Here is a 24815-nt window from a genome sequence, read left to right on the forward strand (position 1 = left end):
GCCGTGCCCAGATTGCCCGGGACCGGCTCGGGTGCGATCGAGATCAGCTAGTGAGGTCGACCGGATGGTGCTGAACCGCCTGCTCCGCGCGGGCGAGGGCAAGATGGTGAAACGGCTGCGCAACATCGCCGATCACATCAACACTCTCGAAGACGACGTGACAGATCTGTCGGACGCCGAGCTGCGGGCCAAGACCGAGGAGTTCCGCGAACGCAACAGCAAGGGCGAGTCGCTCGACGAGCTGCTGCCCGAAGCGTTCGCCGTGGCCCGGGAGGCCGCGAAGCGGGTGCTCGCCCAGCGGCCCTTCGACGTCCAGCTGATGGGTGCCGCCGCGCTGCACCTCGGCCAGGTCGCCGAGATGAAGACCGGTGAGGGCAAGACGCTGACCTGCGTGCTGGCCGCCTACCTGAACGCGATCTCGGGCGAGGGCGTGCACGTCGTCACGACCAACGACTACCTGGCCAAGCGCGACTCCGAGTGGATGGGCCGGATCCACCGCTTCCTGGGCCTCGAGGTCGGCGTGATCCTGGCCGAGCAGACGCCGCAGGAGCGGCACCGGATGTACCAGGCCGACATCACCTACGGCACGAACAACGAGTTCGGCTTCGACTACCTGCGCGACAACATGACCTGGTCGCTGGAGGAGTGCGTGCAGCGCGGGCACAACTTCGCGATCGTGGACGAGGTCGACTCGATCCTGATCGACGAGGCCCGCACGCCGCTGATCATCTCGGGCCCGGCGGACCAGTCCTCGCGGTGGTACATGGAGTTCGCCCGGCTGGCGCCGCTGATGCAGGGCATCGACACCACCACCATGGGCACGCGCGAGCGGACCGAAAAGGCCACCCTGATCAACTCGAAGTACCACTACGAGGTGGACGTCCGCAAGCGCACGGTGGCCGTCACCGAGACCGGCGTGCGGTTCGTCGAGGACCAGCTGGGCATCGAGAACCTGTACGAGGCCGCGAACACGCCGCTGGTCGGCTACCTGAACAACGCGCTCAAGGTGCAGGAGCTCTACCACAAGGACAAGGACTACATCGTCCGCGACGGCGAGGTCATGATCGTCGACGAGTTCACCGGGCGCATCCTGGTGGGCCGCCGGTACAACGAGGGCATGCACCAGGCGATCGAGGCCAAGGAGAAGGTCGAGATCAAGGCCGAGAACCAGACGCTGGCCACGATCACGCTGCAGAACTACTTCCGGCTGTACTCGAAGCTCTCGGGCATGACCGGTACGGCCGAGACCGAGGCCGCGGAGTTCCACCAGACCTACAAGCTGGGTGTGGTGCCGATCCCGACCAACCGGCCGATGGTCCGCGACGACCGCGCCGACCTGATCTACAAGACCGAGCAGGCCAAGTTCGAGGCCGTGGCCGAGGACATCGCCGAGCGCTACGAGAACGGCCAGCCGGTGCTGGTCGGCACCACCAGCGTCGAGAAGTCCGAGCACCTGTCCAAGCTGCTGCTGAAGCTGCAGGTCCCGCACGAGGTGCTGAACGCCAAGCACCACGACCGGGAGGCGCTGATCGTCGCCCGGGCCGGGCAGAAGGGCGCGGTCACGGTGGCCACCAACATGGCCGGCCGTGGTACCGACATCGTGCTGGGCGGCAACCCGGACATCATCGCCGACCAGAAGCTGCGCGAGCGCGGCCTGGACCCGGTGGAGAACTCCGAGGAGTACGAGGCCGAGTGGCCGAAGGTGCTCGAGGAGATCAAGGAAGCCGCCAAGGACGAGGCCGAGGCGGTCCGCGAGGCCGGTGGCCTGTACGTGCTGGGCACCGAGCGGCACGAGTCGCGCCGGATCGACAACCAGCTGCGCGGTCGCGCCGGGCGGCAGGGCGACCCGGGCGAGTCGCGGTTCTACCTCTCGCTCGGCGACGACCTGATGCGCCGGTTCAACGCCGTGATGGTGGAGCGCGTGATGACCACGATGCGGCTGCCGGACGAGGTGCCGATCGAGCACAAGATGGTCTCCAAGGCGATCCGGAGCGCGCAGACCCAGGTCGAGCAGCTCAACATGGAGACGCGCAAGAACGTCCTCAAGTACGACGAGGTGATGAACGAGCAGCGCAAGGTGATCTACGCCGAGCGCCACCGCGTGCTCGAGGGCGAGGACCTGCGCGAGCAGATCGAGCACATGCTGGTCGACGTCGTGAACGCCTACGTCGACGGCGCCACCTCCTCGGGGTACGCCGAGGACTGGGACCACGAGCAGTTGTGGACCGCGCTCAAGACGCTCTACCCGGTCGCGCTGAACTGGGACGAGCTGGTGGAGTCCGAAGGCGACCTGGACGCCGACGGTCTGCGCCAGGCCCTGGTCGAGGACGCGCACAACGCCTACGACCGGCGCGAGTCGGAGATCGACGAGCTGGTCGGCGAAGAGGGCGCGATGCGCCGCCTTGAGCGCCAGGTGATGCTGACCGTGCTCGACCGCAAGTGGCGGGAGCACCTCTACGAGATGGACTACCTCAAGGAGGGCATCGGCATGCGGGCGCTCGCGCAGCGCGACCCGCTGATCGAGTACCAGCGCGAGGGCTTCGACATGTTCCGCGCGATGCTCGACTCGCTGAAGGAGGAGGCCGTCGGCTTCCTGTTCAACCTGCAGGTCGAGCGGGCCGAGCCGGCGCCCGCGCCGGACAGCGCCGCCTCGCTGCCCGGCGGGGTCACCTCGGCCACGGCCGCGGCCGCCGGTTCCTTCGGCAACGGCAGTGGCAACGGTAACGGCAGCGGTAACGGTGACGGTCAGGCCGACGGCCGGCACGCCCGTCCGACCCCGCCCCAGCAGCCGGCCACCGACACCGAGTCGGTGCCGTCCGCTCTGCGGGGCAAGGGAATCGGCGGCGGTGTCCAATCCGGGCTGACGATGTCGGGCCCGGCCGAGGGCGGCGGCGTCGAGTCCCATTCGGACAGTGTCGAGAGCGACGACGACGCGGCGGGCGGCAACACCCGCCGCGAGCGCCGGGCCGCCGAGCGCGCTCAGGCGAAGAAGGGCAAGAAGGGTCCGCGCCGCTGATCCTGGAAAACCGCTGAACCTTGACACCGCGGACCGTCCGAATCGGACGGTCCGCGGTTTCGTATCGGCTGGTGGGCCAGCCGGTGACCGCCGAAACGGGGCGGGAGTTCGCGAAGCGGTTCGCGCCCAAGCAGGACCCGTGCCCGCGGTAAGGCCGGTGGCTTGGGCGTTCGGTCGTCACCCGGCTGGAAGGTCGGAGCGTCCGGCGCGGACTCACGCGCCGGATCCCGTCATCGCGGGTTCCCCGTCCTGGAACCCGATGACCACCCGGCGCAGCCTGGCGGCCCCGCCGGTTTCGACCAGCCGACCGGATTGTCGGGACATCGGTCCTGATCCTCGGAGTCCCGAAGGGCCCGGGTGCGCAGCGAGTGGCCCGGTCGCTTCCGGCCCCCGGCTGCGGCCACCTCGGCCATCGGCTCCGGTGATGGTCGCTCACCGGTGCTGAGCTGGGATTTCGCCCGCTCGGCAACGGCCGAGCGGCCGCGTTCGGTGACGGCGGAACGCTCGCAACCGGACCCGGCCGCGACGGCCGAGCCCTCAGGCGACCAGCCGTCGCGGTGGACCGGCCTGGATCGCCCGCGCCGGTCCGGTCCGGGGGGCCAGCAGGTGGAACCGGGTGCACACCCATCCCGGCCGGGTGCGCTGGAAGCGCGCCGCCAGCGCGAGGACCCGGGGGCCGCTGCGGATGGTGGCGCAGGCTTCGACCGCGGTGTCGGTCGGGTGGCAGACGTGCAGGGGACCGATGCGGTGGCGGGTGCCCAGCAGCCGGGAGTGGGCGATCAAGCGGGCGAACAGGCCCGGGTCGACCAGCTGCTCGATCTGGCCGGCCGGGCGACGGCCGCCGAGGACCTCCAGGATGGTGTTCAGGCGTTGGGTCAGGTGGTGCTCGGACGGCGGGGCCAGCAAGCTCGTGAGCAGCCGGTCCGACGGGGGCAGGTCGCGCACCGGCGGGCCCTCGCGCCGGTTTCGGGCCGGGCGGGGTCTCGGCGTCGGCTCGAACGGCGCGAGAGTGCTGATGCGGTGGTCGATCGTCATGTGTTCCTCCCCGAAACTCGGACGATTCGTCACCGGTAGTGGCTCGTGGAGCCGGAAAACGGGACAAACCTTGCCCGATCCGGGGAAAACCGTCCAAGCGCTCCCGCCGGTCCACCACCCGTGCTAAGGCCGGAGCGAGGTGACCGGATTCGACCCGGAACGGGGTGCGTGAGGCCTGCGTCGACCGGCCCGGGCGCTAAGGTGGGACGGGTGCTCAAAGGCCTGCTGGTCGATTACGCGGGGGTGCTGACCGACCCCGAAGCGCACCTGCTCTACGACTATCTCCGCGAAGCCCGGGCCCGCGGCACGCGCACCGCGCTCGTGTCCAACGCGGCCGGAGCCGGGGCCTCGATGAAGGCCGAGCTCGCCGGCTATTTCGACGCCCTCGTCTTCTCCGGTGAAGTCGGTGTCGCCAAACCGGATCGCGAGATCTACCTCATCGCCGCCGAGCGGATCGGGCTGGCCGCCGCGAGTTGTGTCTTCGTGGACGACGCCGCGCGCAATGTCCGAGGCGCCGCCGAAGCCGGGCTGGTCGGTGTCCACCACGTCACCGTGGCCGCGACCCTCGGCGAGCTCACCGCCCTGTTCAGTTGACGGCGCGCCGCACCAGTTCGAACGACAGCACCGCGGCCGCCGCTGAGACGTTCAGCGATTCGACGTCCCCGGGCATCGGGATGGACAGCCACTCGGTCACCAGCTCGGCGACCTCTTGACCGACGCCCGCGGTCTCGGCGCCCAGGACGAAGGCCGCGCGCTGGGGCAGCTCGGCGTTGTACACCGTCGTCTTCGCGGATGCGCCCAGCGCGTACACGCTGTACCCCGCTTCGGTCAGCAGCTCGGCCGCCTCGCGCGCGCTGCCGCAACGCAGCACCGGCGCGCGGAACGCGACACCCGCGGAAGCCTTGACCACCAGCGGGTCCAGCGCGGCGACCCCCCGGCGCGGCACGACCACGCCCTCCAGCCCGGCGGCGGTGGCCGTGCGCAGGATCATCCCGACGTTCGCCGGGGTGGTGATGCCGTCCAGCAGCAGCACCCGGGCCGGCGGACGGCGGTCCGCCAGGGCCGCGGCCAGCGAGCGCATCCGCGGGGCGACCACGTCGGCCAGCACCCCCTGGTCCTGCTTGCCGTTGCCGGCCAGCACCTTCACCCGGTGCGCGCTGGCCCGCTGGACCGGCACGCCGGCCGCCTTCGCCGCCCGCTGGATCTCCGTGGCCCCCGGCCCGCGCGCGGTGTCGGCGAGGATCACCTTGTCGACTTCGAGACCGGTGTCCGCCAGCGCCTCCAGCACCGGCTTGCGCCCGTACACGGTCAGGAACCGGTCTTTCGGCGAAACCGCCTCGTCATCACCCACGCGGGCCAGTCTCGCACTGTGTAAGGATCGGCCCATGCCCGACCGCCTGTCCGCGCTGGACGCCTCCTTCCTGTACGTCGAGGACCACGCGACCCCGATGCACGTCGGCAGCGTGGCGATCTTCGACCGGCCGCGCACCGGGTTCGACCACGGGCAGGTGCTGGACCTGATCGGCGCGCGGCTGGCCTTCCTGCCGCGGTACCGCCAGCGGGTGCTGACCGTGCCCGGTCACCTCGCCCGCCCGGTCTGGGTGGACGACACCGACTTCGACCTGAACTACCACGTCCGGCGCTCCGCGCTGCCCCAGCCGGGCACCGACGACCAGTTGTTCGACCTGGTCGCGCGCCTGGTGTCACGGCGGCTGGCGCCCGAGCGGCCGCTGTGGGAGGCGTACTTCGTCGAAGGGCTCTCCGGTGACCGCGTGGCCCTGGTGACCAAGACCCACCAGTCCGTTGTGGACGGCATCGGCACGATCGACCTCGGCCAGCTCATCCTGGACCCCCGCCCGGCGCCGCCCGAGCCGTTCGAGGACACCTGGACGCCGCGGCGCGAGCCGAGCCGGGCGCAACTGGTGCTCGACGCCGTCACCGAGACCGTGCAACGCCCGACCGAGCTGGTGGAGAACGTGCGCTCGGCCGCGGACGACGCCTTCGCGACCGTGGGCAAGGTGACCGAGGCCCTCGGCGGCGTCGCGGCGACGCTGCGCACAGTGGTCAGCCCGGCGCCGTCCGGGCCGCTGAACGTGCGGGTGTCGGGCAGCCGGCTGTTCTCCGTGGTGCGCACGCGGCTGGAGGACTTCCGCGAGGTTCGCGCCGAGCACGGCGGCACGGTGAACGACGTGGTGCTGGCCGCCATCACCGGAGCGCTGCGCGGCTGGCTGCTCTCGCGGGGCTCCCACCTGACGCCGACGGCCACCGTCCGCGCGCTGGTGCCGATGGCCGTCCGCGACGAGGAGACGGCCGAGTTCTCCACCCCGGCCCTGGTCGGGAACCAGGTGGCCGCGTTCCTGGTCGACCTGCCGGTGGGCGAGCCCAACGCCGTGCTGCGGCTGCAGCACATCGGGCACGCGATGACCGAGCACCTGGAATCGGGGCGCTCGGTGGCCGCGCGCGGGCTGCTGAAGGTCGGCGGGTTCGCCCCGGCCACGCTGCACTCGCTCGGCGCGCGGGCGGCCGGATCCCTCTCGGGGCGCATCTTCAACGTGATGGTCACCAATTCGCCGGGGCCGCAGGTGCCGATGTACGCGGGGGAGGCGAGACTGGTGGAGATGTTCCCCGTGATGCCGCTGATGCGCACCCAGGCGCTGGCGATCGGGGTCACCTCCTACCACGGCGGTGTCTACTTCGGACTCAACGGTGACCGCAAGGCCGTGTTCGACGTCGGGCTGCTGGGCGGCATGATCGAAGAAGCGCTGGAAGAACTGAAGGGTGCGCACTGGTGAGGGTTTATCTCCCCGCGACGATCGCGATGCTCCGCGAGCTCGAAGCGAACGGCGAGTTCCGCGCCCGCAGCGGCACGGCGTTCGCGTTGACGCCCGCCCTGCGCGAGGCCTACGTCAGCGGCTCCGACGAGGAGCTCGAGTACGCCGCCCTGCTGGACGCGGCGCGAGCCTCGATCCGCCTGATCGCGGCCGAGGAGAAGGCGGAGCCGCGACGCGTGGTGGTGTCGGCCGACGTCGACAACGTGACGCTGCGCTCGGACCTGGACGCGCCCGTGGTCCGGCTCGACGGGCCGGTGCCGCTTTCGCAGATCGCCGCCATCCACGTGGACGCGCCGGAGGCCGCCGAGTCCGTCGCCGCGGCCGCCGACGTGATCGACGCCGCCGACCTGGGCGACGAGGACGCCGAGTTCGCCCTCGGCGACGCCGAGGACCACGAGCTGGCCTGGTACGCGCCGCAAGAGCTGCCGTTCTTCCTCGAGCTGCTTTGAGCCGGCCCGAGTTTTCTTCGACGACGCCAGGGCGGCGCCGGGAGGGGTGACGCGGGCCGGTCACCCGGCGGTGAACGCCCCCACCTGGTCGGCCGCGGGCGCCTGGACGGCCACCGGCGTGCCCCAGGCGCTGTACCGCGCGGTGATCCGGGCGCCGGGGGAGTCCTTGAGGATCGGCCTCAGGTCCAGCACCAGCTGCAGTGGCCGGTGCGCGGAGTCGAGCCACAGTTCGAGCGGGACTTTCGTGCCGGGCGCGATCGCGCCCGGCGGCAGCCCGGCGGGCCGTTGAGAACCGAGTTTCGCCAGGTCGACGTCCACGCGGTAGTGCTCGGCCCCGGTGCCGTCGAGCTCGGTCCGCTCGGCGGTGGCGAGCGTGCCCGCCGTCCGGACCTGGTCGAGGGTGTGCGCCGGGTCGTTCTGCTCGGCCAGCTGGGCGAGACTGCCGCCGAGCACCTGGGAGAACGGGTCGCTGCCGTCGGGGGAGACCCGCACCCACGGCTTCCCTCCGGTGACCTGGTCGCGGGCGCTGTCCGGGACCTTGGCGTACAGCTGCCCGGCGACCAGCCGCAGCTCCATCGGTTCGCCGACGTAGTCGGTGGTCATCTCCAGCGAGGTCCCGCCCGCGGCGAACTTCGCCTGCCCCTGCCCGTGCGACACGAGAGTCCCCGCCGCGACGTCGGTGCTGAACTTCGCGGACCCGCCGGCCACGGTGGCGGCGGATGCGGCGTCGGCGAGCGCGCGGGCGTCGGGCAGCAGCGGGTCCGAGCTGCCGGAGCACGCGCCGGTGAGGGCCGCGACGAGCACGGCACCGAGGGCCAAGGCCGTCCTGCGCATCCGGAAACCCCGTCCTGACCGGCGGAAGAAGCCCCTACGAAAGCACAGCGGCCCGCCGCTACCCGTTCGGGGGAATCACTGCTACCGGGAGTGGTCCAGCGACCCCGCCGCCGGACCGGGCGCAGCCAGGTCGCACCGGGTCGAGCCTCACGCTTCGAGCGTGCCCGCGCGGGAGGTCAGCAGCCGCCGCAACGAGGCCAGCCGGTCGGCGCCCGCCCGGCCCTCCTGCACGACGTCGTCCAGAGCGCAGTCCGGGTCCTCCGGCGGGCCGAGGTGGCCGCAGTGGGCCGGGCACTCCTCGGCCGCCTCCGCGAACTCCTCGAACGCCATCACGATGTCGTCCCCGGTCACGTGGGCCAGGCCGAACGAGCGGATGCCCGGGGTGTCGACCACCCAGCCGCCGCCGGGCAGGGGCAGCGGCAGCGCGACGGCGGCGACGGAGGTGTGCCGGCCCTTGCCGACCGCGCTCACGTCACCGGTGGCCAGCAGGGCGTTCGGGACCAGGCGGTTGACCAGGGTGGACTTGCCGACCCCGGAATGGCCGACCAGGGCCGTCACCCGGCCTTCGAGGCGTTCGATCAGACCTTCCGGCTCCTCGTCGTGCCGGGTGACGATGGCGGGCACGTCGAGGCCCGCGTACCCGGACAGCAGCTCGTCCGGGCGGGCCAGATCGGCCTTGGTCAGGCACAGCACGGGCTCCACCCCGCCCGCGTAGCAGGCGACCAGGCAGCGGTCGATGAATCCCGGGCGCGGCGGCGGGTCGGCCAGCGCGGTCACGATGAGCAGCTGTGCGGCGTTCGCGACCACCACCCGCTCGTACGGGTCGGTGTCGTCGGCCGTGCGGCGCAGGACGCTCGTGCGCTCGTCGACGCGGATGATGCGGGCCAGCGTGTCCGGTTTGCCGGAGACGTCGCCGACCACGCCCACCATGTCGCCGACCACCACGGAGACGCGGCCCATCTCGCGGGCGCGCATGGCCGTCACGAGCCGATCCGGATCCGCGTCGATCGCGCAGGTCCAGCGGCCCCGGTCCTTGCCGACCACCATGGCGGTGACCGCGTCGGCGTGCTCGGGGCGGCGCTTGCTGCGCGGTCTGGTGCCCTTGCCGGGACGGACCCGCACGTCGGATTCGTCCAGCCTGCTCCAGTCGCCTCGCGCCAAACCGCCCACGTCCTTCCGCCTCATCCGGCCTGGTCGAATGATCCCATGCCGCTCGCGCCGGCCCCGGTTCGCGTGCGACGATGGATTACTGGGACCGGGTGCGGAGGAGGTTGGCATGTGCGGCCGTTACGCCGCCACGAAGGACCCGGCGGTGCTGATCGAGGAGTTCGCCGCGGTCGACCTGACCGGGGACCGGGCGCGGGCGGACCACAACGTCGCCCCGACCAAGAACGTGGTCACCGTGGTGCAGCGCCACCCCCGGGACGCCGAGGGCCAGGTGCTCGAGGACGAGCCGGCCGAGCGCTCGTTGCGGATCATGCGGTGGGGCCTGGTGCCGTTCTGGGCGAAGGACCCCTCGGCCGGTTCGCGGATGATCAACACCCGCTCCGAGACCGCGCGGGAGAAGCCCGCGTTCAAGCGAGCGCTGGCGTCCCGGCGCTGCCTGGTGCCGGCCGACGGCTGGTTCGAGTGGCGGCGCACGGGCCAGGAGAAGGAGCCGTTCTACATGACCGACCCCGCGGGCGCGTCGATCGCGTTCGGCGGGATCTGGGAGAGCTGGCGGCCGAAGGACGACGCCGCGGCCGAACCGCTGATCACCTTCTCGATCATCACCACCGACGCCGCCGGGCAGCTCACCGACGTGCACCACCGGATGCCGCTGATCGTGCCGTCCGGGCACTGGGCGGACTGGCTCGACCCGGACCGCGAGGACGTCGACGGGCTGATGGTGCCGACACCTCCGTCCATTGTGGAGTCCCTGGAGCTGAGGCCGGTCTCGAGCCTGGTCAACAACGTCCGCAACAACGGGCCCGAGCTGCTGGAGCGGGCCGAGGCCGGGGCCCAGCCGCTGGACGACGGACTGTTCGAGTTGTCGTGACCACTGTGGACATCGGCACCGAGCACGGCCCGGCGCGGGCCGAGCTGCACTGCGCCAAGGACGGGGCCGCGGTGCTGGTGCTCGGCCACGGTGCCGGCGGGGGCATCGACGCGAAGGACCTGGTCGTGGTGGCGCGTGCGGCGAAGGACGCGGGCGTGCACGTCGCGCTCGTGGAGCAGCCCTACCGCGTCGCGGGCCGCCGCGCCCCCGCGCCGGCTAAGCAACTGGACACGGCGTGGCTCACGGTGGCCGACGAGCTGTCCGCCCGGTTCGACGGGCTGCCGCTGGTGTTCGGCGGCCGCTCCTCGGGGGCGCGGGTGGCCTGCCGGACGGCGTCCGCGGGCCAGGCCGTGGCGGTGCTGTGCCTGGCCTTCCCGGAGCACCCGCCGGGCCGGCCGGAGAAGACCCGCCAGCCGGAGCTGGACGCGGTGGAGGTGCCGGCCCTGGTCATCCAGGGCGAGCGGGACCCGTTCGGGCGACCCGAGCCCGGCCCCCACCACGAGGTGCAGCTCGTCCCCGGTGACCACAACCTCACCGCCGACCTGGACGCGGTGGCCCGCGCGGCGGCCGAATGGCTGGAACGGGTGCTGCGCCCGCACCTCTGACCGCGAACCCGCCAGCGGTGGCACCGGCTTTCGGCGCCGCGGGGGAACCCCGGCCGGGTCAGGCCGCGATCCCGGCCAGCACCGCGCCGGTCAGGCGGACCAGGTCGGCCGGGGCGAGTTCGACCTCCAGGCCGCGGCGCCCGGCCGAGCAGTACACGGTCGGGAAGGCCGAGGCGGACTCGTCGATCACCACCGGGAGCCGGCTGCGGTGCCCCAGCGGGGAGATCCCGCCCAGCACGTAGCCGGTCGCCCGCTGGGCGGCGGTCGGATCGGCCATCCTGGCCTTCTTGCCCCCGGCGGCGGCGGCCAGCGCCTTCAGGTCGAGCTGGCCGGTGACCGGCACCACGCCCACCGCCAGCTTCCCGTCGACTTCGGCCACCAGGGTCTTGAACACCCGGGCGGGCTCCAGGCCCAGCGCCTCGACCGCCTCCAGGCCGAACGAATCGGCCCGCGGGTCGTGCTCGTACGCGTGCAGCACGTGCGCCACTTCCTGCTTCGTGAGCAGCGCCGTGGCCGGAGTTCCCTTGCCCGCCATGGGCGTCGAGTCTAGGAGGACCCGGGAATGCGCCGCCGCCGAGCTCTGTTGTAGCCGAGGTGAACAGCACGCTCGCCACCACTCGCCCCGCCCGGCGCCGGCCCGGGAACCCGGGGGGTTCAGGCTTTTGGGAACCCCGCGTAAACTCGACGTCGCCGTATGCGCACCCGCGCATCGACGCTGATCGGGAAGGGAACGGTTTGCCGAGCACCCCCAACTCCGCGCCGGAGACGGCGACCGACGAGCTGGAGCTGGCCGAACGCTTCGAGCGGGACGCCATGCCCCTGCTCGACCAGCTGTACTCCGCCGCGATGCGGATGACCCGCAACCCGGCCGACGCCGAGGACCTGGTCCAGGAGACCTACTTGAAGGCCTACGCCGCGTTCGCGTCGTTCAAGGCCGGCACCAACCTGAAGGCGTGGATGTACCGCATCCTCACCAACACCTACATCAACGGCTACCGCAAGCGGCAGCGGCAGCCGCTGCAGCAGCCCACCGAGGAGATCTCCGACTGGCAGATCGCCAAGGCGGAGGGCCACACCTCGGTCGGTCTGCGTTCGGCCGAAGTCGAAGCCATGGACAACCTCCCCGACGTCGACGTCAAGGCCGCGCTGCAGAAGCTGCCCGAGGAGTTCCGGCTGGCCGTGTACCTGGCCGACGTCGAGGGCTTCGCGTACAAGGAGATCGCCGAGATCATGGACACGCCGATCGGCACCGTGATGTCCCGCCTGCACCGCGGCCGCGCCCAGCTGCGCGACCTGCTCGCCGACGTGGCGCGTGAGCGCGGCTTCATCCGCGGTGGCCGCGAGGAGGTGGGTAAGCGATGAGCACGGGTGACAGCTCGAAGGACGCCGGCCACGCCAAAGACACCAAGGACAAGGTCCGGTGCGAAGAGGCGCTTTCCGAGATCTTCCTGCTCCTGGACAAGGAGTGCAGCCCCGCTCGGGACGCCGAGCTCCGGCGCCACATCGACGACTGCCCGCCGTGTCTCGAGGAGTACGGGATCGACGAGCAGCTCAAGCACCTGCTGGCCCGCAAGTGCGGCGGTGACCTGGCCCCGGCCGAGCTGAAGAGCCGGCTGCGCGCTTCGATCCGCCAGACCGTGGCCACCCGCGGCGGGGTGACCGTGGAGCGTACCGAGGTCACCATCGAGCAGCGGATCGGCGAGTAAGCCCTCCCCGGCACGACGACGGCCCCCGCACCAGTGGTGCGGGGGCCGTGTCGCGTCCGTACGCCGTGAATCAGGCGTTGGGCTTCTTGCCGTGGTTCGCGCCGTTCTTCTTGCGGTCGCGACGCTTGCGGGCGCGCTTCGACATGCTTCACTCCTCGTGCTTGCGCTGGATGGCCCGGGTGCGGGGTGCGGGCACACCTGCCGGGCTCGGGTCAACCGCTCCAGTGTGTCATGCGTGCCCGGGCTCACCCTCGGCACCCGTGCTGATCGGCCGGGGCTCTGGTTGGATGACCGGGGAGGAGGTGGTCGGACATGGCTGGTGAGGCCACGCTGGGGACCGGGCCCGAGAGGACGGTCCGGTAACGCCGTGTCGACCCTTTCCGACCTGCTCGCCGAGAACACCGGACTGACCGGTGAGGCCGCCGACCACCTGCAGACCGTCGTCGCGGAGTGGCAGCTGCTGGCCGATCTCTCGTTCGCCGACTTCCTGCTCTGGGTGCCGGTGGCCAAGGACCTGCAGCCCGAGGGCGGCGACTTCGTCTGCGTCGCGCACGCACGACCGACCACGGCGCCGACCGCGCACCCCGAGGACGTCGTCGGCACCCGGTTCACCGTCGCGGAGCACCCCCAGCTGGCCAAGGCCGTGCGCGAAGTGCGGATCTGCCGCGAGGAGGACCCGCACTGGTACCGCGACCTGCCGATGCGCCGCGAGGCCGTGCCGGTGAGCTTCCGGGGCGAGGTGGTCGGCGTGATGAGCCGCGAGACGAACCTCGCCGCGCCGCGGGTGCCGAGCCCGCTGGAGATCGCGTACCTGGGCAGCGCGGGCGACCTGTGCCGGATGATCGTGGACGGCACCTTCCCGCCGAACAACGGCAACCAGACCGACACCCACACCAGCCCGCGGGTGGGTGACGGGCTGATCCGGCTCGACCCGACCGGCACCGTGGTGTTCGCCAGCCCCAACGGCCTGTCCGCCTACCACCGGATGGGCCACGAGTCCGATCTGGTGGGCCAGCGGCTGGCGCCGTTGACGCGCTCGCTGATCCGCGACCCGTTCGACGCCACCGAGGTCTCCCACCGCATCATCGAAGCCCTCGACGGCAAGCCCTCGCCCCGCACGGAGGCCGACTCCCGCCGCGGCGCCGTGGTGCTGTTCCGCGCCCTGCCGCTGCGCCCGGCTGGCCAGGCGGGCGGGGCGCTGGTGCTGGTGCGCGACGTCACCGAGGTCAAGCGCCGCGACCGCGCGCTGCTGTCGAAGGACGCGACCATTCGCGAGATCCACCACCGGGTGAAGAACAACCTCCAGACCGTCGCGGCCCTGCTTCGCTTGCAGTCGCGCCGCACCTCCAGTGAGGAGGCGCGGCTGGCCCTCGGTGAATCCGTGCGCCGGGTTTCGTCGATCGCGATGGTGCACGAGGCACTGTCCATCTCCGTGGACGAGCGGGTGGACCTGGACAAGCTGCTCGACAACGTGCTGCCGATGGTCGGCGAGGTGGCCACGGCGGAGTCGCAGGTCGGGCTGACCCGGAAGGGCTCGTTCGGCATCGTGATCGCGGAGATCGCGACCCCGCTGGTGATGGTGCTGGCGGAGCTGGTGCAGAACGCCATCGAGCACGCCTTCCCGCAGGGCCGCCCGGGCCGGGTGGAGCTGGTGGTGGAGCGCTCGGCCCGCCGGCTCGACGTGGTGATCCGCGACAACGGCCGCGGCCTGCCCGCGGGCTTCTCCCTGGAACGCAGCGACGGGCTCGGCCTGCAGATCGTGCGGACCCTGGTCGAGTCGGAACTGCGGGGGTCCCTCTCGTTGCGCAAGGTCAGCACGGACGAGGCCGGGGCCCGGGCGACCGGCACCGAGGCGGCGCTGCGCATCCCGCTTTCCCGGCGGCTCTGAGTCCCCCGAGGCGCTGCTCGGCTCAGGCGCTGGGTGACTGAGGCGCTGGGTGGCCAAGACGCTGGCCGGCCGGGTGGCCCAGGCGGTGGTTGGCTTCGGCTCCGAGTTGTCCGGAATCGGTGCTGCGCAATGTTTCCGAGGTGGTTGTCGCCCTCATGCCCCGCGGTGTCCGAAAGGGACCGGCGCACCGTCCGAACCGGACTGGGGCTGACCGGCCCCGGACACGTTGAAGGGCCGGTACCCGCCTGAGCGGACCCGGCCCTGTCAACGTTTCGGGATGAGGTGGCGCGACACCCGCTTCAGGGTGATTTCACCTCAATTGTTAAGCTGGGACCGGATGGGTATCGCTCCTGCCGGCGTGGCGTGCAGCTGCCGAACGGCGGGAGTTCCGGTTCCTGGTGGTGCGTGCTGAGCCGAGGCTCAGGCGTTGGTACGCGTGCCGATGTGCGTACGGCGGCGCTTGAGCGCGCGTCGCTCGTCTTCGCTCATACCGCCCCACACGCCGGCGTCCTGACCGCTGGCCAGAGCCCAAGCGAGGCAGTCGGATGCGACGGTGCAGCGGTGGCACACGGCCTTCGCCTCGGAGACCTGAAGGAGAGCGGGTCCGCTGGTTCCCACCGGGAAGAACAGTTCGGGGTCCTCGTCTCGGCAGGCCGCGTCGTGGCGCCAGTCCATGTTCGTGAGCTCCTTTTAGTGACGCGGAAGCCGCGCCACAGTCGTTAATGGCGGTCGTTTTTTTGGGTGCTTGTGAATGCTTTCACGAAGCACCGCGTTCGACAAGGGTTTCCCGAAGATCGGTGAGTCAGCTCACCCGGCCGGGCGACGCCTCTGACCTGCGGTTTCTGTCCGAAACGGACCTGTTGGCGGAAGGCCGGTGCGGTGAGTGGAGCTTCTGCGTCGATGAGCGGCAACCGGCACTTTGCTTCGGGCGATCAGTCCGCCGGTTGTCACACGATCACGGAGAGTGCGCCGGGCACGCTGTGGAACTCCACCCGCGTGCGCTGGCCGACGAGGTCGCCGTCCACCTGGAAGTTCACCGGCTCAACTGCGTCGATGCGGATCAGCGGCACGTCGTCGTGCCGGACCAGGTGCCGTCCGCGCTGGTTGCTCTTGGTGAGCAAAGCTTGGCGTGCGTGCTTGAACACGGTCGGCAACGACAGACCGTTCAACGCGAACAGGCCCAGTCCGGTCTCGAACGAGCAATCCGCGTTCAGGTGGACCGGGCGCTCACCCAGATAGGTCCACGGATCGGTGTTGGACACGAAAGCGGTCTCGACCACCACCGGCTCCTCGCCCGGGATCCGCACGGTGAGCTCCGGGCGGCCCAGCGGCGGCCGGATGTAGGAGCGCACCGCGGCCCGGAGGTAGAGCCCGGCGCTGGCCTCCTTGCCCCGGCGCTTGGCGACGCGGCCGACCACGTCGGCGTCCCAGCCGAGGCCGGCGTTGAAGGTGAACCAGTGGCCGTCGGCGAGCCCGAGCCCGACCTTGCGGCCCCGGCCGGACTCCAGCGCGCTCAGCAACTGGTGGGTCGCCTCCACCGGGTCCGCGGCGAGGCCGAGGGCGCGCGCGAAGACGTTCGCCGAACCGCCGGGCACCACACCCAGCGCCGGGGTGGGCCCGATCCGGGCGGGATCACCGCCGGCGTCGGCGAGCAGGCCGTTGACGACCTCGTTGACCGTGCCGTCGCCGCCGTGGGCCACGACCAGGTCGATGCCGTCCCGGGCGGCCGAGCGCGCCACGGCCATCGCGTGGCCGCGGTAGTCGGTCTCGACCACGTCGAGCTTGACCTGGCTGGCCAGCGCGTGGGCCAGCACGTCGCGGCCACCGGCGGTGGTCGAGGTGGCCTGGGGGTTCACGACGAGGATCGCGCGCACCACCGCAGGGTAGGTGACCCGTGGCCGCCGCGAGAACCGCCGACGTCACATGGTGACGCGAAGCTCAGCCCTTCGGCGGCATCCTCGCCCGGGTCCGCCCGGCCCGACGACCCGGCACCGGATGACGCTGTGGCGGGCGGTCCTCCTCTGCGAACGGCGGCTCTCGCTCGTCGTGACAAGTGCACCCGGGCCGACCGCCCGCTCATCGACGACGGTTCGATTTTCACGTTCCCGGCGCCCCGCGAAAACGGCCGACCGGGTGGCATACCATCGAAACTGCTCACGCACCGTCACTCGTGCAGGTGGGGCCCGCTGTGCTCTCGCAAAGCACCGCCCGGCCCGCGCGAGCCGGCGCATTCGGCCGCGTCCGTTCAGCCCAGTCCGCCGCGGCCCCGCCCGCTTCACCCCAGCGTCTGGAAGGCCTCGCCGTGTCGCTCACCGAGAAGCCGCCGCCCGTTCCGGCCGAGGTCCGGCTGGCGGGGGTGCTCACCGCCGTGCCCGGGCTCGGACTGCTGGTGCTCGGGATCGTGCTGCTCGTGCGCGGGCTGCAGGCGCCCCCGCAGGCGGGCAACAACATCTGGGCCGAGTTCGCCACCTACGTGGTGCTGTCGCTGGCCTTCCTGGCCGCGTCCACCGGGCTGGTGCTGGGCCGGACCTGGGCCCGGTCACCGGGGGTGGTCGTCGCGCTGCTGCTGGTGGGGGTCGGCTGGTACGTGCTGGGCCCGTCCGGCCGTCCGGTCTGGGGGGTGCCGATCGCCGGGTTCGGCGTGGCGGCGCTGGTGCTGCTGTTCCGCCGGCCGGCGCGCGCCTGGGCCCTGGGGCAGCACGCGGGGGAGACCGAGGAGGAGGCCGCCGAGCGCGGCGGACTGGCCGGCCGCCGCGCGGAGCGGGAGAAGCACGAAGAGGACTGAGGTCAGGCGTCCGCGGCGAGCTTCGCCAGCGGGCCGTCGGTGAGCCGGTAGACGCTCCACTCGTCCTGCGGCGAGGCGCCGAGGGCCCGGTAGAACCCGACCGCCGGGTTCCAGTTCAGCACCGACCACTCCAGCCGCTGGTAGCCGTGGTCGGCGCATTCGGCGGCCAGCGTCGCGAGCAGGGCCTTGCCCAGTCCGGACCCGCGCAGACCCTCCCGGACGTAGAGGTCCTCGAGGTAGATGCCGTGGGTGCCGCGCCAGGTGGAGAAGTTCAGGAACCACAGGGTGAATCCGGCGATGGCGCCGTCCACCTCGCCGACGTGCCCGAACAGCGCGGGCGCTTCGCCGAACAACGCATCGTGGAGCTGCGGCGCGGTCAGGTGGCAGGAGTGGGGCTCGCGCTCGTACTCGGCCAGCGCGTGGACCAGCTCCACCACGGTTTCGACGTCCTCGGGTCGGATCCGGCGGATCCGCGGTTCGGCCACGGTCTCAGCCTTCCAGCGCCGGCAGCAGGTTCAGGTGCTCGACCTGGGGTTCGCCGCGCTCGTCGCCGAGCACCGCGATCCCGGCCGGGTCGAGTCCGAAGTGGACACCGGACGGTGCGGGCAGGCCGACCCAGCGGGCCACCAGCACCCGGCTGAAGTGCCCGTGCCCGACCAGCACCACGTCGCCGTGCTCGACCTCGCGGCGGGCGCGGTCGAGCACCTGGTCCGCCCGCGCGCCCACCTCCCCGGCGCTCTCGCCGCCGGGGCTCGCGTGGGTCCACACGGTCCAGCCGGGGTCGGTCTCGCGGATCTGCGGGGTGGTGATGCCCTCGTAGTCGCCGTAGTCCCACTCGGCCAGGTCTTCGGTGAACTCGTCGACGCGCAGCCCGGCGAGCTCGGCCGTCCGCCTGGCGCGGTCGCGGGGGCTGGAGAGCACGAGCCGCGGCCCGCCCAGCAGCGTGCGCAGGGTGCCGCCGGCCGCGCGGGCCTGTTCCTCACCCGCCGCGGTGAGCGGGATGTCGGTGCGTCCGGTGTGCCGTCCGTCGGCCGACCATTCGGTCTGACCGTGACGGAGGAGGAAGAGCCGATGTGCCACGGGGCCGAATATAGCCCGGTCCGGGTTTGCGGGCCGGGTGTGCGATGAGTATACCTACTCAGGAGTAGGTTATCCCGGGAGGTCTTGATGGGCTCGAGTCCGACGTACGCGATGTGGCGCCGGCTGGCGGGCAAACCCGGTGGCCGGCCGCTGTTTTCCGCCGCGATGTGCCTCCGGGTGCCCTACTTCGCCACGGTGCTCCCGTCGGTCCGGGAACTGCGTCCGGGCCACTGTTCGGTGACCGCGCCGAAGTGGTGGGGTGTCCACAACCACATTCGCACCTTCCACGCGATCGCCGCCTGCAACCTCGCGGAGATCGCCATGGGCATGCTCGCCGAGGCCACCGTGCCCTCGACGCACCGCTGGCTGCCGAAGGGGATGGAGGTCGAGTACCGGGCCAAGGCCGAGACCGGGCTGCGGGCGGTCGCCGAACTCCCGCAACTCCCGGAATTCGGCGAGGACGGCTTCGAACTGCCCGTGCCGGTGACGATCGCCGACGCCCGCGGCCGCACTGTGGCGACCGCCACCATCACCATCTGGGTGACGCCGAAGAAGTCCTAGGCCGCCCGGGCGCGGATGCCGGCGACGATCAGGTCGAGGCCGGCCTCGAAGGCGCGGTCGCGCCGGGCGCGCTGGGCCGGTGGCTGGGGGAAGCCGTCGCGGGACTGCTCCTCCATGGTGAAACCGTTGGCGTAGGCGAAAAGCGTGTCGACGGCGGTCTGCGCCGCCGCCTGGCTGAGACCGGCGGGGCGGAGGCTCTCGGTGGCCTGGTTCCAGCCCTCTTCGGCCACTGCGGAGCCGGGCGTCAGGTAGGTGATCAGCAGGCGGGCGCCGTCGCGATGGGTGAGCATCGCGGCGCGGGCGCTCGTGGCCATCCAGCGCAGCAGCCCGTCCCAGCCGCCGTCGGACGGGGGCGGGGCCTGCTCGGTGGCCAGCAGGGCCGCGACCATCGCGTCGAGCAGGGCGCGCTTGCTCTCGAAGTGGCGGTACAGGGCGCCGGGCCGGACCTCGAGCCGCTCGGCCAGGCGCCGCACGGTCAAGGCGTCGAGGCCCACCTCGTCCAGCAGATCGAGCGCGGCTTGCAGCACTTCATCACGACGGGACACCGCGACAGCTTGCCAGGACCGGTCTCACCCAGTTACCGTGAACTTAGTTCACGTGAACTTAGTTCACATCGACTGTGGGGAGACGACGACATGAAGGTGCTGGTGATCGGGGCGGGGCTCGGCGGTCTGGCGCTGGCCCGGCGGCTGGTGCGGGCGGGGATCGAGGTCGGGGTGCGGGAGCGCGATTCCGCGGTCGAAACCCGCTTCCAGGGCTACCGGATCGGCCTGGGCCCGGACGCGGAGCGGGCGTTGCGTGGCTGCCTGCCCGAGCGGCTGTCCCCGCTGCTGGACGCGATCGGCGGCGACCTGGCGGGCCCGGGGCGGGCGGTGGACACCCGGCTCACCCTGCTCGGCGAGGTGCCGCGGCAGGACGAGGGCACGCTGTTCGACCGGCACGTCCTGCGGCACCTGCTGCTGGCGGGCATGGGCGAGCACATCGCGTTCGGCCGGAAGCTCGACGGCTACGAGGAATTGCCGGACGGGCGCGTGCGGGTGCGTTACGGAGACGGTTCGGAGGAGCTCGCGGACGTCGTGGTCGGCGCGGACGGAATGGGCTCCACCGTGCGCCGCCGGCTGGTCCCGTCGGTGCGGGTCCGGGTGATGGACCGGGTCGGGGCGATCGGCCGGACGCCGCTGACCCCGCGGTTCGCCGGGCTGGTGCCGGGCTGGAGCACCGTGGTCAACGCGCCGCGGCAGCAGCTGTTCCTCGGCAAGATGCCGTTCCGCCGCCCGCCCGCCGAGGCCGCCGCCGAGCTCGCCCCGGACGTCGTGCTGCCCGGCACCCGCAGCTACCTGCGCTGGGTGATGATGATCCCGGCCGAATTCGCCGGGAACGTCGCGGAGTTGGAGGCCGACCCGGTCGCCGCGCTGGCGGTGCTGCGCGGGCTGGTCGAGGACTGGCACCCGGACCTGCGGGCCCTGTTCGAGGATGCCGACCTCGCCAACAGCGGGATCGCCGCCCTGCGCGCGGGTGATCCGGTCCGGCCCTGGCCCACCCGGCCGGTCACGCTCCTCGGCGACGCGGCCCACCCGGCCCCGCCCGGCGGCCTCGGCGCGAACCTGGCCTTCCTGGACGCGGAACTCCTGGGCCGCAAGCTGACCGAGGTCCGCGACGGCGCCGACCTGCTGACGGCGCTGGCCGCCTACGAGGCACGGATGTGCGGATACGCGGCGGAAGCCCTCGGGTACGCGAAAGAGACATTCAAGTCTTTCGACGAGCTGCGGCGCAACGCCCCGGCCGTTTAGCCCGATCGCTTTTCCCGCGCGGTGGCGGGAGGCCATCCGAGCGCCGGGGAATTGGCCCGCACGGGTGAAAATTAACACCGTTTACCGCACCACGGCGAATAGTCCGGGGTTCAGGGTTGTCAGCGTCGGAGACCGGCGACACGATGCAGGCATGCCAGCCCTGAACCGTCGCCGATTCCTCGGCCTCGCCGCGCTGAACACCGCCGCGGCCTTCGGACTGACCGGCATTTCCGCCGCCACCGCCCGGGGTGCGACCACGGTCCCGCTGCCGGAGCACTCGCCCGCGATCGTGATCGGGACCGGGTACGGCGCCGCCGCCACGGCGTTGCGGCTCGGTCAGGCCGGGGTGCCCACGCTGATGCTCGAAATGGGACAGTTGTGGAACGAGCCCGGACCGGACGGCCGGGTCTTCTGCCCGATGCTCGAACCCGACCGGCGCTCGATGTGGTTCAAGAACCGCACGCAGGCGCCGCTGGCCTCGTTCCTCTGGCTCGACCTGGCCAACCGCGACATCGATCCGTACGCCGGGGTGCTCGACCGGGTGAACTTCGGGGACATGTCGGTGTACCTCGGCCGCGGCGTCGGTGGCGGTTCGCTGGTCAACGGCGCCATGGCGGTGACGCCGAAGCGCTCGTACTTCGAGGAGATCCTGCCGCGCGTCGACGCGGACGAGATGTACGGCAAGTACTTCCCGCGGGCCAACCGCGAGCTCGGGACGAACCGGATCGACCCGCGGTGGTTCGAGACCTGCGAGTCCTACCAGTTCGCCCGCGTCTCCCGGAAGGCCGCGCGGAACGCCGGTTTCGACACCACGTTCGTGCCCAGCGTGTACGACTTCGAGTACCTCGAACGGGAAGAGGCCGGGACCGTCCCGCGGTCCGCGCTCGCCTCCGAGGTGATCTACGGCAACAACCACGGCAAGCGCTCGCTCGACCAGACTTACCTCGCCGCCGCGCTCGGCACCGGGCACGTGACGATCCAGACGATGCACGAGGTGCGCGAGATCATCCACCAGCCCGACGGCACGTACACGCTGGCGGTGCGGGAGATCGACGTGTTCGGCACGGTGCTTTCCACCAAGCACGTCAGCACGAAGTACCTGTTCCTCGGCGCCGGCAGCCTCGGCTCCACCGAACTGCTGCTGCGCGCCCGCGAGACCGGCCGGCTGCCCGGGCTGCCCGACGCCGTCGGCCAGGGCTGGGGCACCAACGGCAACGTGATGCTGGGCCGGGCCAACCACGTCTGGGACACCACCGGCAGCCTGCAGTCCGGCATGCCCGCGCTGGGCATCGACCACTGGAACGACCCGGTGCACCCGGTCTTCGCGGAGATCGCGCCGGTGCCGGCCGGGCTCGAAACCTGGGTCAGCCTGTACCTGGCGATCACGAAGAACCCCGAACGCGGGCACTTCACCTACGACCCGGCGACGGATTCGGCCCGGCTGCAGTGGACCGCCGCGCAGGGCCGGCCCTCGATCGACGCGGCCGAGGCGCTGTTCGACAAGATCAACTCGGCGAACGCGACGATCTACCGCCACGACCTGTTCGGCGACACCCGCCCGTTCGAGAACCGCTTCACCTACCACCCGCTCGGCGGAGTGGTGCTGGGCCGGGCGACCGACGACTACGGCCGGGTGAAGGGCTACCGGAACCTGTACGTGACCGACGGCTCGCTGATCCCGGGCAGCACCGGGGTGAACCCGTTCGTGACGATCACCGCGCTGGCTGAGCGCAACATCGAGCGGGTGCTGGCCGAGGACGTCACGCGCTAGGCTCAGCGGTGGGCCGAGCGCAGTTTCTCGTAGTAGGCCGTGCAATCGTCGTAGGAGGGCAGAAGGCCCCGCGCTCGGGCTTCGGCCAGCGTCGGCGCGCTGCGGTCCTTTTCGGACACGATGGGCGTGACGTCCGCGGGCCACGGCAGGGCGAGCGCCGGGTCGAGCGGGCTGATCCCGTGCTCGCCCGAGGGGTTGTACGGCTCCGAGCACAGGTAGGCCATCGCCGTGTCGTCCTCGAGCGCGATGAAGGCGTGCCCCAGACCTTCGGCGACGTACACGGCGCGGAAGTCGACCGCGTCGAGCAGCACGGAGTCCCACTGGCCGAAGGTGGGTGAGCCGGTGCGCAGGTCCACGATCACGTCGAGCAGGGCGCCGGCCGGGCAGTAGACGTACTTGGCCTGCCCGGGCGGGGTGTCGGCGAAGTGCACGCCGCGGATGGTGCCGCGCCGGGAAACGCTGTGGTTCACCTGGGCCATCCGCAACGGGTGGCCCACGCTGCCCAGCAGGGCCTCCTCCTGGAACGGGGCCGCGAACAGGCCGCGCTCATCGGGAAACGCGCTCGGGGTGTACGCGTAGGCGTCCGGAACCTTCAGCGGGCGGAATTGCATGAGATCACCATATCGAGTGGCCGAGGGGGTGAAGGTCCGGGCGGGGGGCACCGACGGAAATCGACTGAATCGGTTCCGTGGCGCGCGGCGCCGCTTACGAAACCGGACAGACGTCTTGGGAATAGGGGTTTCCACCCGGAAAAACGCGGAATCTGTGACATGAACCGCACCGAGGGGTCACCGGGCCCGGGGCGCCTGTCATAGTTGGGGCACCGCAGCGTCCGCGGCCATCGCCACACCCCACGGATCCGATGGCCGCCGTGACGCCTCGCCGACAGGCCGGCGCTACCGCGCTGGGCTGCCGTACGGAGGACAAGTTCCACGGGTGCCGGGTGCGCCTTCGCCCGCCACCGGTGGTCCCCCGCTCGCAGTCCCAGGAGTGTCCCAGTGACCCAGACCCGACCCGTGAGTTCCGTCGTTGCCCCAGGACGGATGCCGGAACCGACGACAGGAACCCCGATGAGCGACCAGGCCACCACCGCGCTGCCGGTGACCGACGCCGAGATCTTCGCCGGGCACGTCGGCGGCAAGCTCGCCGTCGCGGCCACCCGGCCGATCGCCGACCCGCGTGACCTCTCGATCGCCTACACCCCCGGCGTGGCCAAGGTGAGCCGGGCGATCGCCGAGGACGCGGCCCGGGCCCAGCAGTACACCTGGGCCGGCCGGCTGGTCGTGGTGGTCAGCGACGGCACCGCGGTGCTCGGTCTGGGCGACATCGGCGCGAGCGCCTCGCTGCCGGTGATGGAGGGCAAGTCGGTCCTGTTCAAGACCTTCGGCGGCCTCGACTCGATCCCGCTGGTGCTCGACACCACCGACGTCGACGAGATCGTCGAGACGCTGGTCCGGCTGCGCCCGTCGTTCGGCGCGGTGAACCTGGAGGACGTCTCGGCGCCCCGCTGCTTCGAGCTGGAGGACAAGCTCAAGGAGGCGCTCGACTGCCCGGTCATGCACGACGACCAGCACGGCACCGCGATCGTCACGCTGGCCGCGCTGCGCGGGGCGAACCTGGTGCTCGACCGCGCCATCTCGGGTGAGCGCGTGGTCATCTCGGGGGCGGGCGCGGCCGGGGTGGCCTGCGCCAAGATCCTGCTGGCGGCCGGCGTCGCCGACGTCACGGTGCTCGACTCGCGCGGCATCATCCACGCCGGGCGCGAAGGGCTGAACCCGGTCAAGGAGCAGCTGGCGCAGATCACGAACCGCTCCGGGCTGCGCGGCGGCATCACCGAGGCGCTGCGCGGGGCCGACGTGTTCCTCGGCCTGTCCTGCGCGACCATCGACCCGGAGCTGCTGGCCACCATGGCGGCCGACCCGATCGTCTTCGCACTGTCCAATCCGGACCCGGAGGTGCACCCGGCCGACGCCGCGCGGTACGCGCCGATCGTCGCCACCGGCCGCAGCGACTTCCCCAACCAGATCAACAACGTGCTGGCCTTCCCCGGGGTGTTCCGCGGCGCGCTGGACGCCGGAGCGCGGGCGATCACGGAGAACATGAAGCTGGCGGCGGCCGACGCGATCGTGGCGGTGGCCTCGGACGACCTCGGCCCCGACCGGATCGTGCCGAGCCCGCTCGACCCCCGGGTCGCCCCCGAGGTGGCGGCCGCGGTGGCCAAGGCCGCGACGGCCGACGGCGTGACGGGCTGACCGGTTCGCCGCCCGGGCGGTGGGCCGCGGGCCGCCTCGCCCACTGCTTCGGCGGTGGTGGGCCGCCCGCGCTGATTGCGCTGTCCGGCGCCACCGCTCAGCGATGACCGGCCGGTGGCCAGCGGTCTTGCCTGCCGTCCGGCGGCGCCGGGCGCGGACGGACCTCCGCCGCCG

Annotated in this window: 26 protein-coding genes; 14 read left to right on the top strand and 12 right to left on the bottom strand. The window is 71.8% G+C overall.

Annotated elements, in window-relative coordinates; translation table 11 throughout:
• The first annotated feature begins 64 nt into the window (after nt 1-64).
• Nucleotides 65-3016, top strand: coding sequence for a preprotein translocase subunit SecA (gene secA / locus NYF13_RS11600; RefSeq protein WP_315656233.1), 2952 nt, complete (start codon nt 65-67; stop codon nt 3014-3016).
• Nucleotides 3017-3553: 537 nt separating this feature from the next.
• On the opposite strand, the gene NYF13_RS11605 is transcribed toward secA, so the two are convergent.
• The gene (locus tag NYF13_RS11605) at nt 3554-4051 is read right to left on the bottom strand and encodes an Rv3235 family protein (protein WP_315656235.1); all 498 of its coding nucleotides are present in this window, start codon (nt 4049-4051) and stop codon (nt 3554-3556) included.
• A 210-nt stretch (nt 4052-4261) separates the two neighbouring features.
• Between NYF13_RS11605 and NYF13_RS11610 the strand changes: the two genes are divergently transcribed.
• Nucleotides 4262-4645, top strand: a complete 384-nt coding sequence (locus tag NYF13_RS11610; RefSeq protein ID WP_315656236.1) for an HAD-IA family hydrolase — start codon at nt 4262-4264, stop codon at nt 4643-4645.
• Here NYF13_RS11610 and NYF13_RS11615 read toward each other — a convergent pair.
• On the bottom strand, nt 4638-5438 hold the full coding sequence (locus tag NYF13_RS11615) for a TrmH family RNA methyltransferase (RefSeq protein WP_396286979.1): 801 nt from the start codon (nt 5436-5438) through the stop codon (nt 4638-4640). The genes NYF13_RS11610 and NYF13_RS11615 overlap by 8 nt on opposite strands.
• Here NYF13_RS11615 and NYF13_RS11620 point away from each other — a divergent pair.
• On the top strand, nt 5437-6843 hold the full coding sequence (locus NYF13_RS11620; RefSeq protein WP_315656238.1) for a wax ester/triacylglycerol synthase family O-acyltransferase: 1407 nt from the start codon (nt 5437-5439) through the stop codon (nt 6841-6843). The genes NYF13_RS11615 and NYF13_RS11620 overlap by 2 nt on opposite strands.
• The gene (locus NYF13_RS11625; protein ID WP_315656239.1) at nt 6840-7331 is read left to right on the top strand and encodes a DUF6912 family protein; all 492 of its coding nucleotides are present in this window, start codon (nt 6840-6842) and stop codon (nt 7329-7331) included. Before NYF13_RS11620 ends, NYF13_RS11625 begins: the two co-directional genes overlap by 4 nt.
• A gap of 60 nt (nt 7332-7391) precedes the next feature.
• On the opposite strand, the gene NYF13_RS11630 is transcribed toward NYF13_RS11625, so the two are convergent.
• Together NYF13_RS11630 and rsgA are read right to left on the bottom strand one after the other, a co-directional pair.
• Nucleotides 7392-8165, bottom strand: coding sequence for a hypothetical protein (locus NYF13_RS11630; RefSeq protein WP_315656241.1), 774 nt, complete (start codon nt 8163-8165; stop codon nt 7392-7394).
• 147 nt (nt 8166-8312) lie between these two features.
• Nucleotides 8313-9326 carry a ribosome small subunit-dependent GTPase A gene (gene rsgA / locus NYF13_RS11635; protein WP_315656243.1) on the bottom strand — a complete coding sequence of 338 codons (1014 nt, stop codon included), beginning with the start codon at nt 9324-9326 and terminating at the stop codon, nt 8313-8315.
• A gap of 115 nt (nt 9327-9441) precedes the next feature.
• Here rsgA and NYF13_RS11640 point away from each other — a divergent pair, with 115 nt between their 5' ends.
• Together NYF13_RS11640 and NYF13_RS11645 are read left to right on the top strand one after the other, a co-directional pair.
• Nucleotides 9442-10203, top strand: a complete 762-nt coding sequence (locus tag NYF13_RS11640; protein WP_315656245.1) for an SOS response-associated peptidase — start codon at nt 9442-9444, stop codon at nt 10201-10203.
• The gene (locus tag NYF13_RS11645) at nt 10200-10808 is read left to right on the top strand and encodes an alpha/beta family hydrolase (RefSeq protein ID WP_315656247.1); all 609 of its coding nucleotides are present in this window, start codon (nt 10200-10202) and stop codon (nt 10806-10808) included. Before NYF13_RS11640 ends, NYF13_RS11645 begins: the two co-directional genes overlap by 4 nt.
• 58 nt (nt 10809-10866) lie before the next feature.
• Here NYF13_RS11645 and ybaK read toward each other — a convergent pair whose 3' ends face one another.
• Entirely contained in the window at nt 10867-11343 is a 477-nt protein-coding gene (ybaK, locus tag NYF13_RS11650) for a Cys-tRNA(Pro) deacylase (RefSeq protein WP_315656249.1), read from the bottom strand.
• Nucleotides 11344-11543: 200 nt separating this feature from the next.
• Here ybaK and NYF13_RS11655 point away from each other — a divergent pair, with 200 nt between their 5' ends.
• The gene (locus NYF13_RS11655) at nt 11544-12170 is read left to right on the top strand and encodes a sigma-70 family RNA polymerase sigma factor (RefSeq protein WP_315656251.1); all 627 of its coding nucleotides are present in this window, start codon (nt 11544-11546) and stop codon (nt 12168-12170) included.
• The gene (gene rsrA / locus NYF13_RS11660) at nt 12167-12514 is read left to right on the top strand and encodes a mycothiol system anti-sigma-R factor (protein WP_315656252.1); all 348 of its coding nucleotides are present in this window, start codon (nt 12167-12169) and stop codon (nt 12512-12514) included. Before NYF13_RS11655 ends, rsrA begins: the two co-directional genes overlap by 4 nt.
• Nucleotides 12515-12584: 70 nt before the next feature.
• Here rsrA and NYF13_RS36685 read toward each other — a convergent pair whose 3' ends face one another.
• Nucleotides 12585-12659 carry a 50S ribosomal protein bL37 gene (locus tag NYF13_RS36685; protein ID WP_098515123.1) on the bottom strand — a complete coding sequence of 25 codons (75 nt, stop codon included), beginning with the start codon at nt 12657-12659 and terminating at the stop codon, nt 12585-12587.
• A 222-nt stretch (nt 12660-12881) separates the two neighbouring features.
• Here NYF13_RS36685 and NYF13_RS11665 point away from each other — a divergent pair, with 222 nt between their 5' ends.
• Entirely contained in the window at nt 12882-14402 is a 1521-nt protein-coding gene (locus NYF13_RS11665) for a histidine kinase N-terminal domain-containing protein (protein ID WP_315656253.1), read from the top strand.
• Nucleotides 14403-14822: 420 nt separating this feature from the next.
• Here the strand turns inward: NYF13_RS11665 and NYF13_RS11670 are convergent, their stop codons facing one another.
• Nucleotides 14823-15077, bottom strand: coding sequence for a WhiB family transcriptional regulator (locus NYF13_RS11670; protein ID WP_091612873.1), 255 nt, complete (start codon nt 15075-15077; stop codon nt 14823-14825).
• 272 nt (nt 15078-15349) lie between these two features.
• Nucleotides 15350-16276 carry a diacylglycerol kinase family protein gene (locus NYF13_RS11675; RefSeq protein ID WP_315656255.1) on the bottom strand — a complete coding sequence of 309 codons (927 nt, stop codon included), beginning with the start codon at nt 16274-16276 and terminating at the stop codon, nt 15350-15352.
• A 428-nt stretch (nt 16277-16704) separates the two neighbouring features.
• Here NYF13_RS11675 and NYF13_RS11680 point away from each other — a divergent pair, with 428 nt between their 5' ends.
• On the top strand, nt 16705-17187 hold the full coding sequence (locus NYF13_RS11680) for a hypothetical protein (protein ID WP_315656257.1): 483 nt from the start codon (nt 16705-16707) through the stop codon (nt 17185-17187).
• 2 nt (nt 17188-17189) lie between these two features.
• Here NYF13_RS11680 and NYF13_RS11685 read toward each other — a convergent pair whose 3' ends face one another.
• Nucleotides 17190-17672, bottom strand: coding sequence for a GNAT family N-acetyltransferase (locus NYF13_RS11685; protein ID WP_315656259.1), 483 nt, complete (start codon nt 17670-17672; stop codon nt 17190-17192).
• A 4-nt stretch (nt 17673-17676) separates the two neighbouring features.
• Nucleotides 17677-18267: an acid phosphatase gene (locus tag NYF13_RS11690; RefSeq protein WP_315656261.1), complete on the bottom strand. Its 591-nt coding sequence runs from the start codon at nt 18265-18267 to the stop codon at nt 17677-17679.
• An 87-nt stretch (nt 18268-18354) separates the two neighbouring features.
• On the opposite strand from NYF13_RS11690, the gene NYF13_RS11695 reads away from it, so the two are divergent.
• Nucleotides 18355-18828, top strand: a complete 474-nt coding sequence (locus NYF13_RS11695; RefSeq protein ID WP_315656262.1) for a hotdog fold domain-containing protein — start codon at nt 18355-18357, stop codon at nt 18826-18828.
• Here the strand turns inward: NYF13_RS11695 and NYF13_RS11700 are convergent.
• Nucleotides 18825-19373 (bottom strand): TetR/AcrR family transcriptional regulator C-terminal domain-containing protein, encoded by a 549-nt coding sequence (locus NYF13_RS11700; RefSeq protein ID WP_315656263.1) that lies wholly within the window; start codon nt 19371-19373, stop codon nt 18825-18827. The two genes, NYF13_RS11695 and NYF13_RS11700, sit on opposite strands and share 4 nt — an antisense overlap.
• Nucleotides 19374-19463: 90 nt before the next feature.
• On the opposite strand from NYF13_RS11700, the gene NYF13_RS11705 reads away from it, so the two are divergent.
• Both NYF13_RS11705 and NYF13_RS11710 read left to right on the top strand, forming a co-directional pair.
• Nucleotides 19464-20618 (top strand): FAD-dependent monooxygenase, encoded by a 1155-nt coding sequence (locus NYF13_RS11705; RefSeq protein WP_315656264.1) that lies wholly within the window; start codon nt 19464-19466, stop codon nt 20616-20618.
• Nucleotides 20619-20769: 151 nt separating this feature from the next.
• Nucleotides 20770-22389, top strand: a complete 1620-nt coding sequence (locus NYF13_RS11710) for a GMC oxidoreductase (RefSeq protein ID WP_315656265.1) — start codon at nt 20770-20772, stop codon at nt 22387-22389.
• A 2-nt stretch (nt 22390-22391) separates the two neighbouring features.
• Here the strand turns inward: NYF13_RS11710 and NYF13_RS11715 are convergent, their stop codons facing one another.
• Nucleotides 22392-23000, bottom strand: coding sequence for a dTDP-4-dehydrorhamnose 3,5-epimerase (locus NYF13_RS11715; RefSeq protein WP_315656267.1), 609 nt, complete (start codon nt 22998-23000; stop codon nt 22392-22394).
• Nucleotides 23001-23459: 459 nt separating this feature from the next.
• On the opposite strand from NYF13_RS11715, the gene NYF13_RS11720 reads away from it, so the two are divergent.
• Entirely contained in the window at nt 23460-24641 is a 1182-nt protein-coding gene (locus NYF13_RS11720) for an NADP-dependent malic enzyme (RefSeq protein ID WP_315656269.1), read from the top strand.
• Nucleotides 24642-24815: the final 174 nt, after the last annotated feature.

The sequence above is a fragment of the Amycolatopsis sp. PS_44_ISF1 genome, assembly GCF_032335455.1.
Taxonomy (GTDB): domain Bacteria; phylum Actinomycetota; class Actinomycetes; order Mycobacteriales; family Pseudonocardiaceae; genus Amycolatopsis.

Excerpts from the sequence above, each read along its gene's own strand:
- NYF13_RS11715 (WP_315656267.1), bottom strand. The coding sequence starts at position 23,000 with ATGCAATTCCGCCCGCTGAAGGTTCCGGACGCCTACGCGTACACCCCG.
- NYF13_RS11720 (WP_315656269.1), top strand. The coding sequence starts at position 23,460 with ATGAGCGACCAGGCCACCACCGCGCTGCCGGTGACCGACGCCGAGATC.
- NYF13_RS11615 (WP_396286979.1), bottom strand. The coding sequence starts at position 5,438 with ATGGGCCGATCCTTACACAGTGCGAGACTGGCCCGCGTGGGTGATGAC.
- NYF13_RS11620 (WP_315656238.1), top strand. The coding sequence starts at position 5,437 with ATGCCCGACCGCCTGTCCGCGCTGGACGCCTCCTTCCTGTACGTCGAG.
- NYF13_RS11695 (WP_315656262.1), top strand. The coding sequence starts at position 18,355 with ATGGGCTCGAGTCCGACGTACGCGATGTGGCGCCGGCTGGCGGGCAAA.
- secA (WP_315656233.1), top strand. The coding sequence starts at position 65 with ATGGTGCTGAACCGCCTGCTCCGCGCGGGCGAGGGCAAGATGGTGAAA.
- NYF13_RS11670 (WP_091612873.1), bottom strand. The coding sequence starts at position 15,077 with ATGGACTGGCGCCACGACGCGGCCTGCCGAGACGAGGACCCCGAACTG.
- ybaK (WP_315656249.1), bottom strand. The coding sequence starts at position 11,343 with ATGGCGGGCAAGGGAACTCCGGCCACGGCGCTGCTCACGAAGCAGGAA.
- NYF13_RS11710 (WP_315656265.1), top strand. The coding sequence starts at position 20,770 with ATGCCAGCCCTGAACCGTCGCCGATTCCTCGGCCTCGCCGCGCTGAAC.
- NYF13_RS11605 (WP_315656235.1), bottom strand. The coding sequence starts at position 4,051 with ATGACGATCGACCACCGCATCAGCACTCTCGCGCCGTTCGAGCCGACG.
- NYF13_RS11630 (WP_315656241.1), bottom strand. The coding sequence starts at position 8,165 with ATGCGCAGGACGGCCTTGGCCCTCGGTGCCGTGCTCGTCGCGGCCCTC.
- NYF13_RS11705 (WP_315656264.1), top strand. The coding sequence starts at position 19,464 with ATGAAGGTGCTGGTGATCGGGGCGGGGCTCGGCGGTCTGGCGCTGGCC.
- NYF13_RS11640 (WP_315656245.1), top strand. The coding sequence starts at position 9,442 with ATGTGCGGCCGTTACGCCGCCACGAAGGACCCGGCGGTGCTGATCGAG.
- rsrA (WP_315656252.1), top strand. The coding sequence starts at position 12,167 with ATGAGCACGGGTGACAGCTCGAAGGACGCCGGCCACGCCAAAGACACC.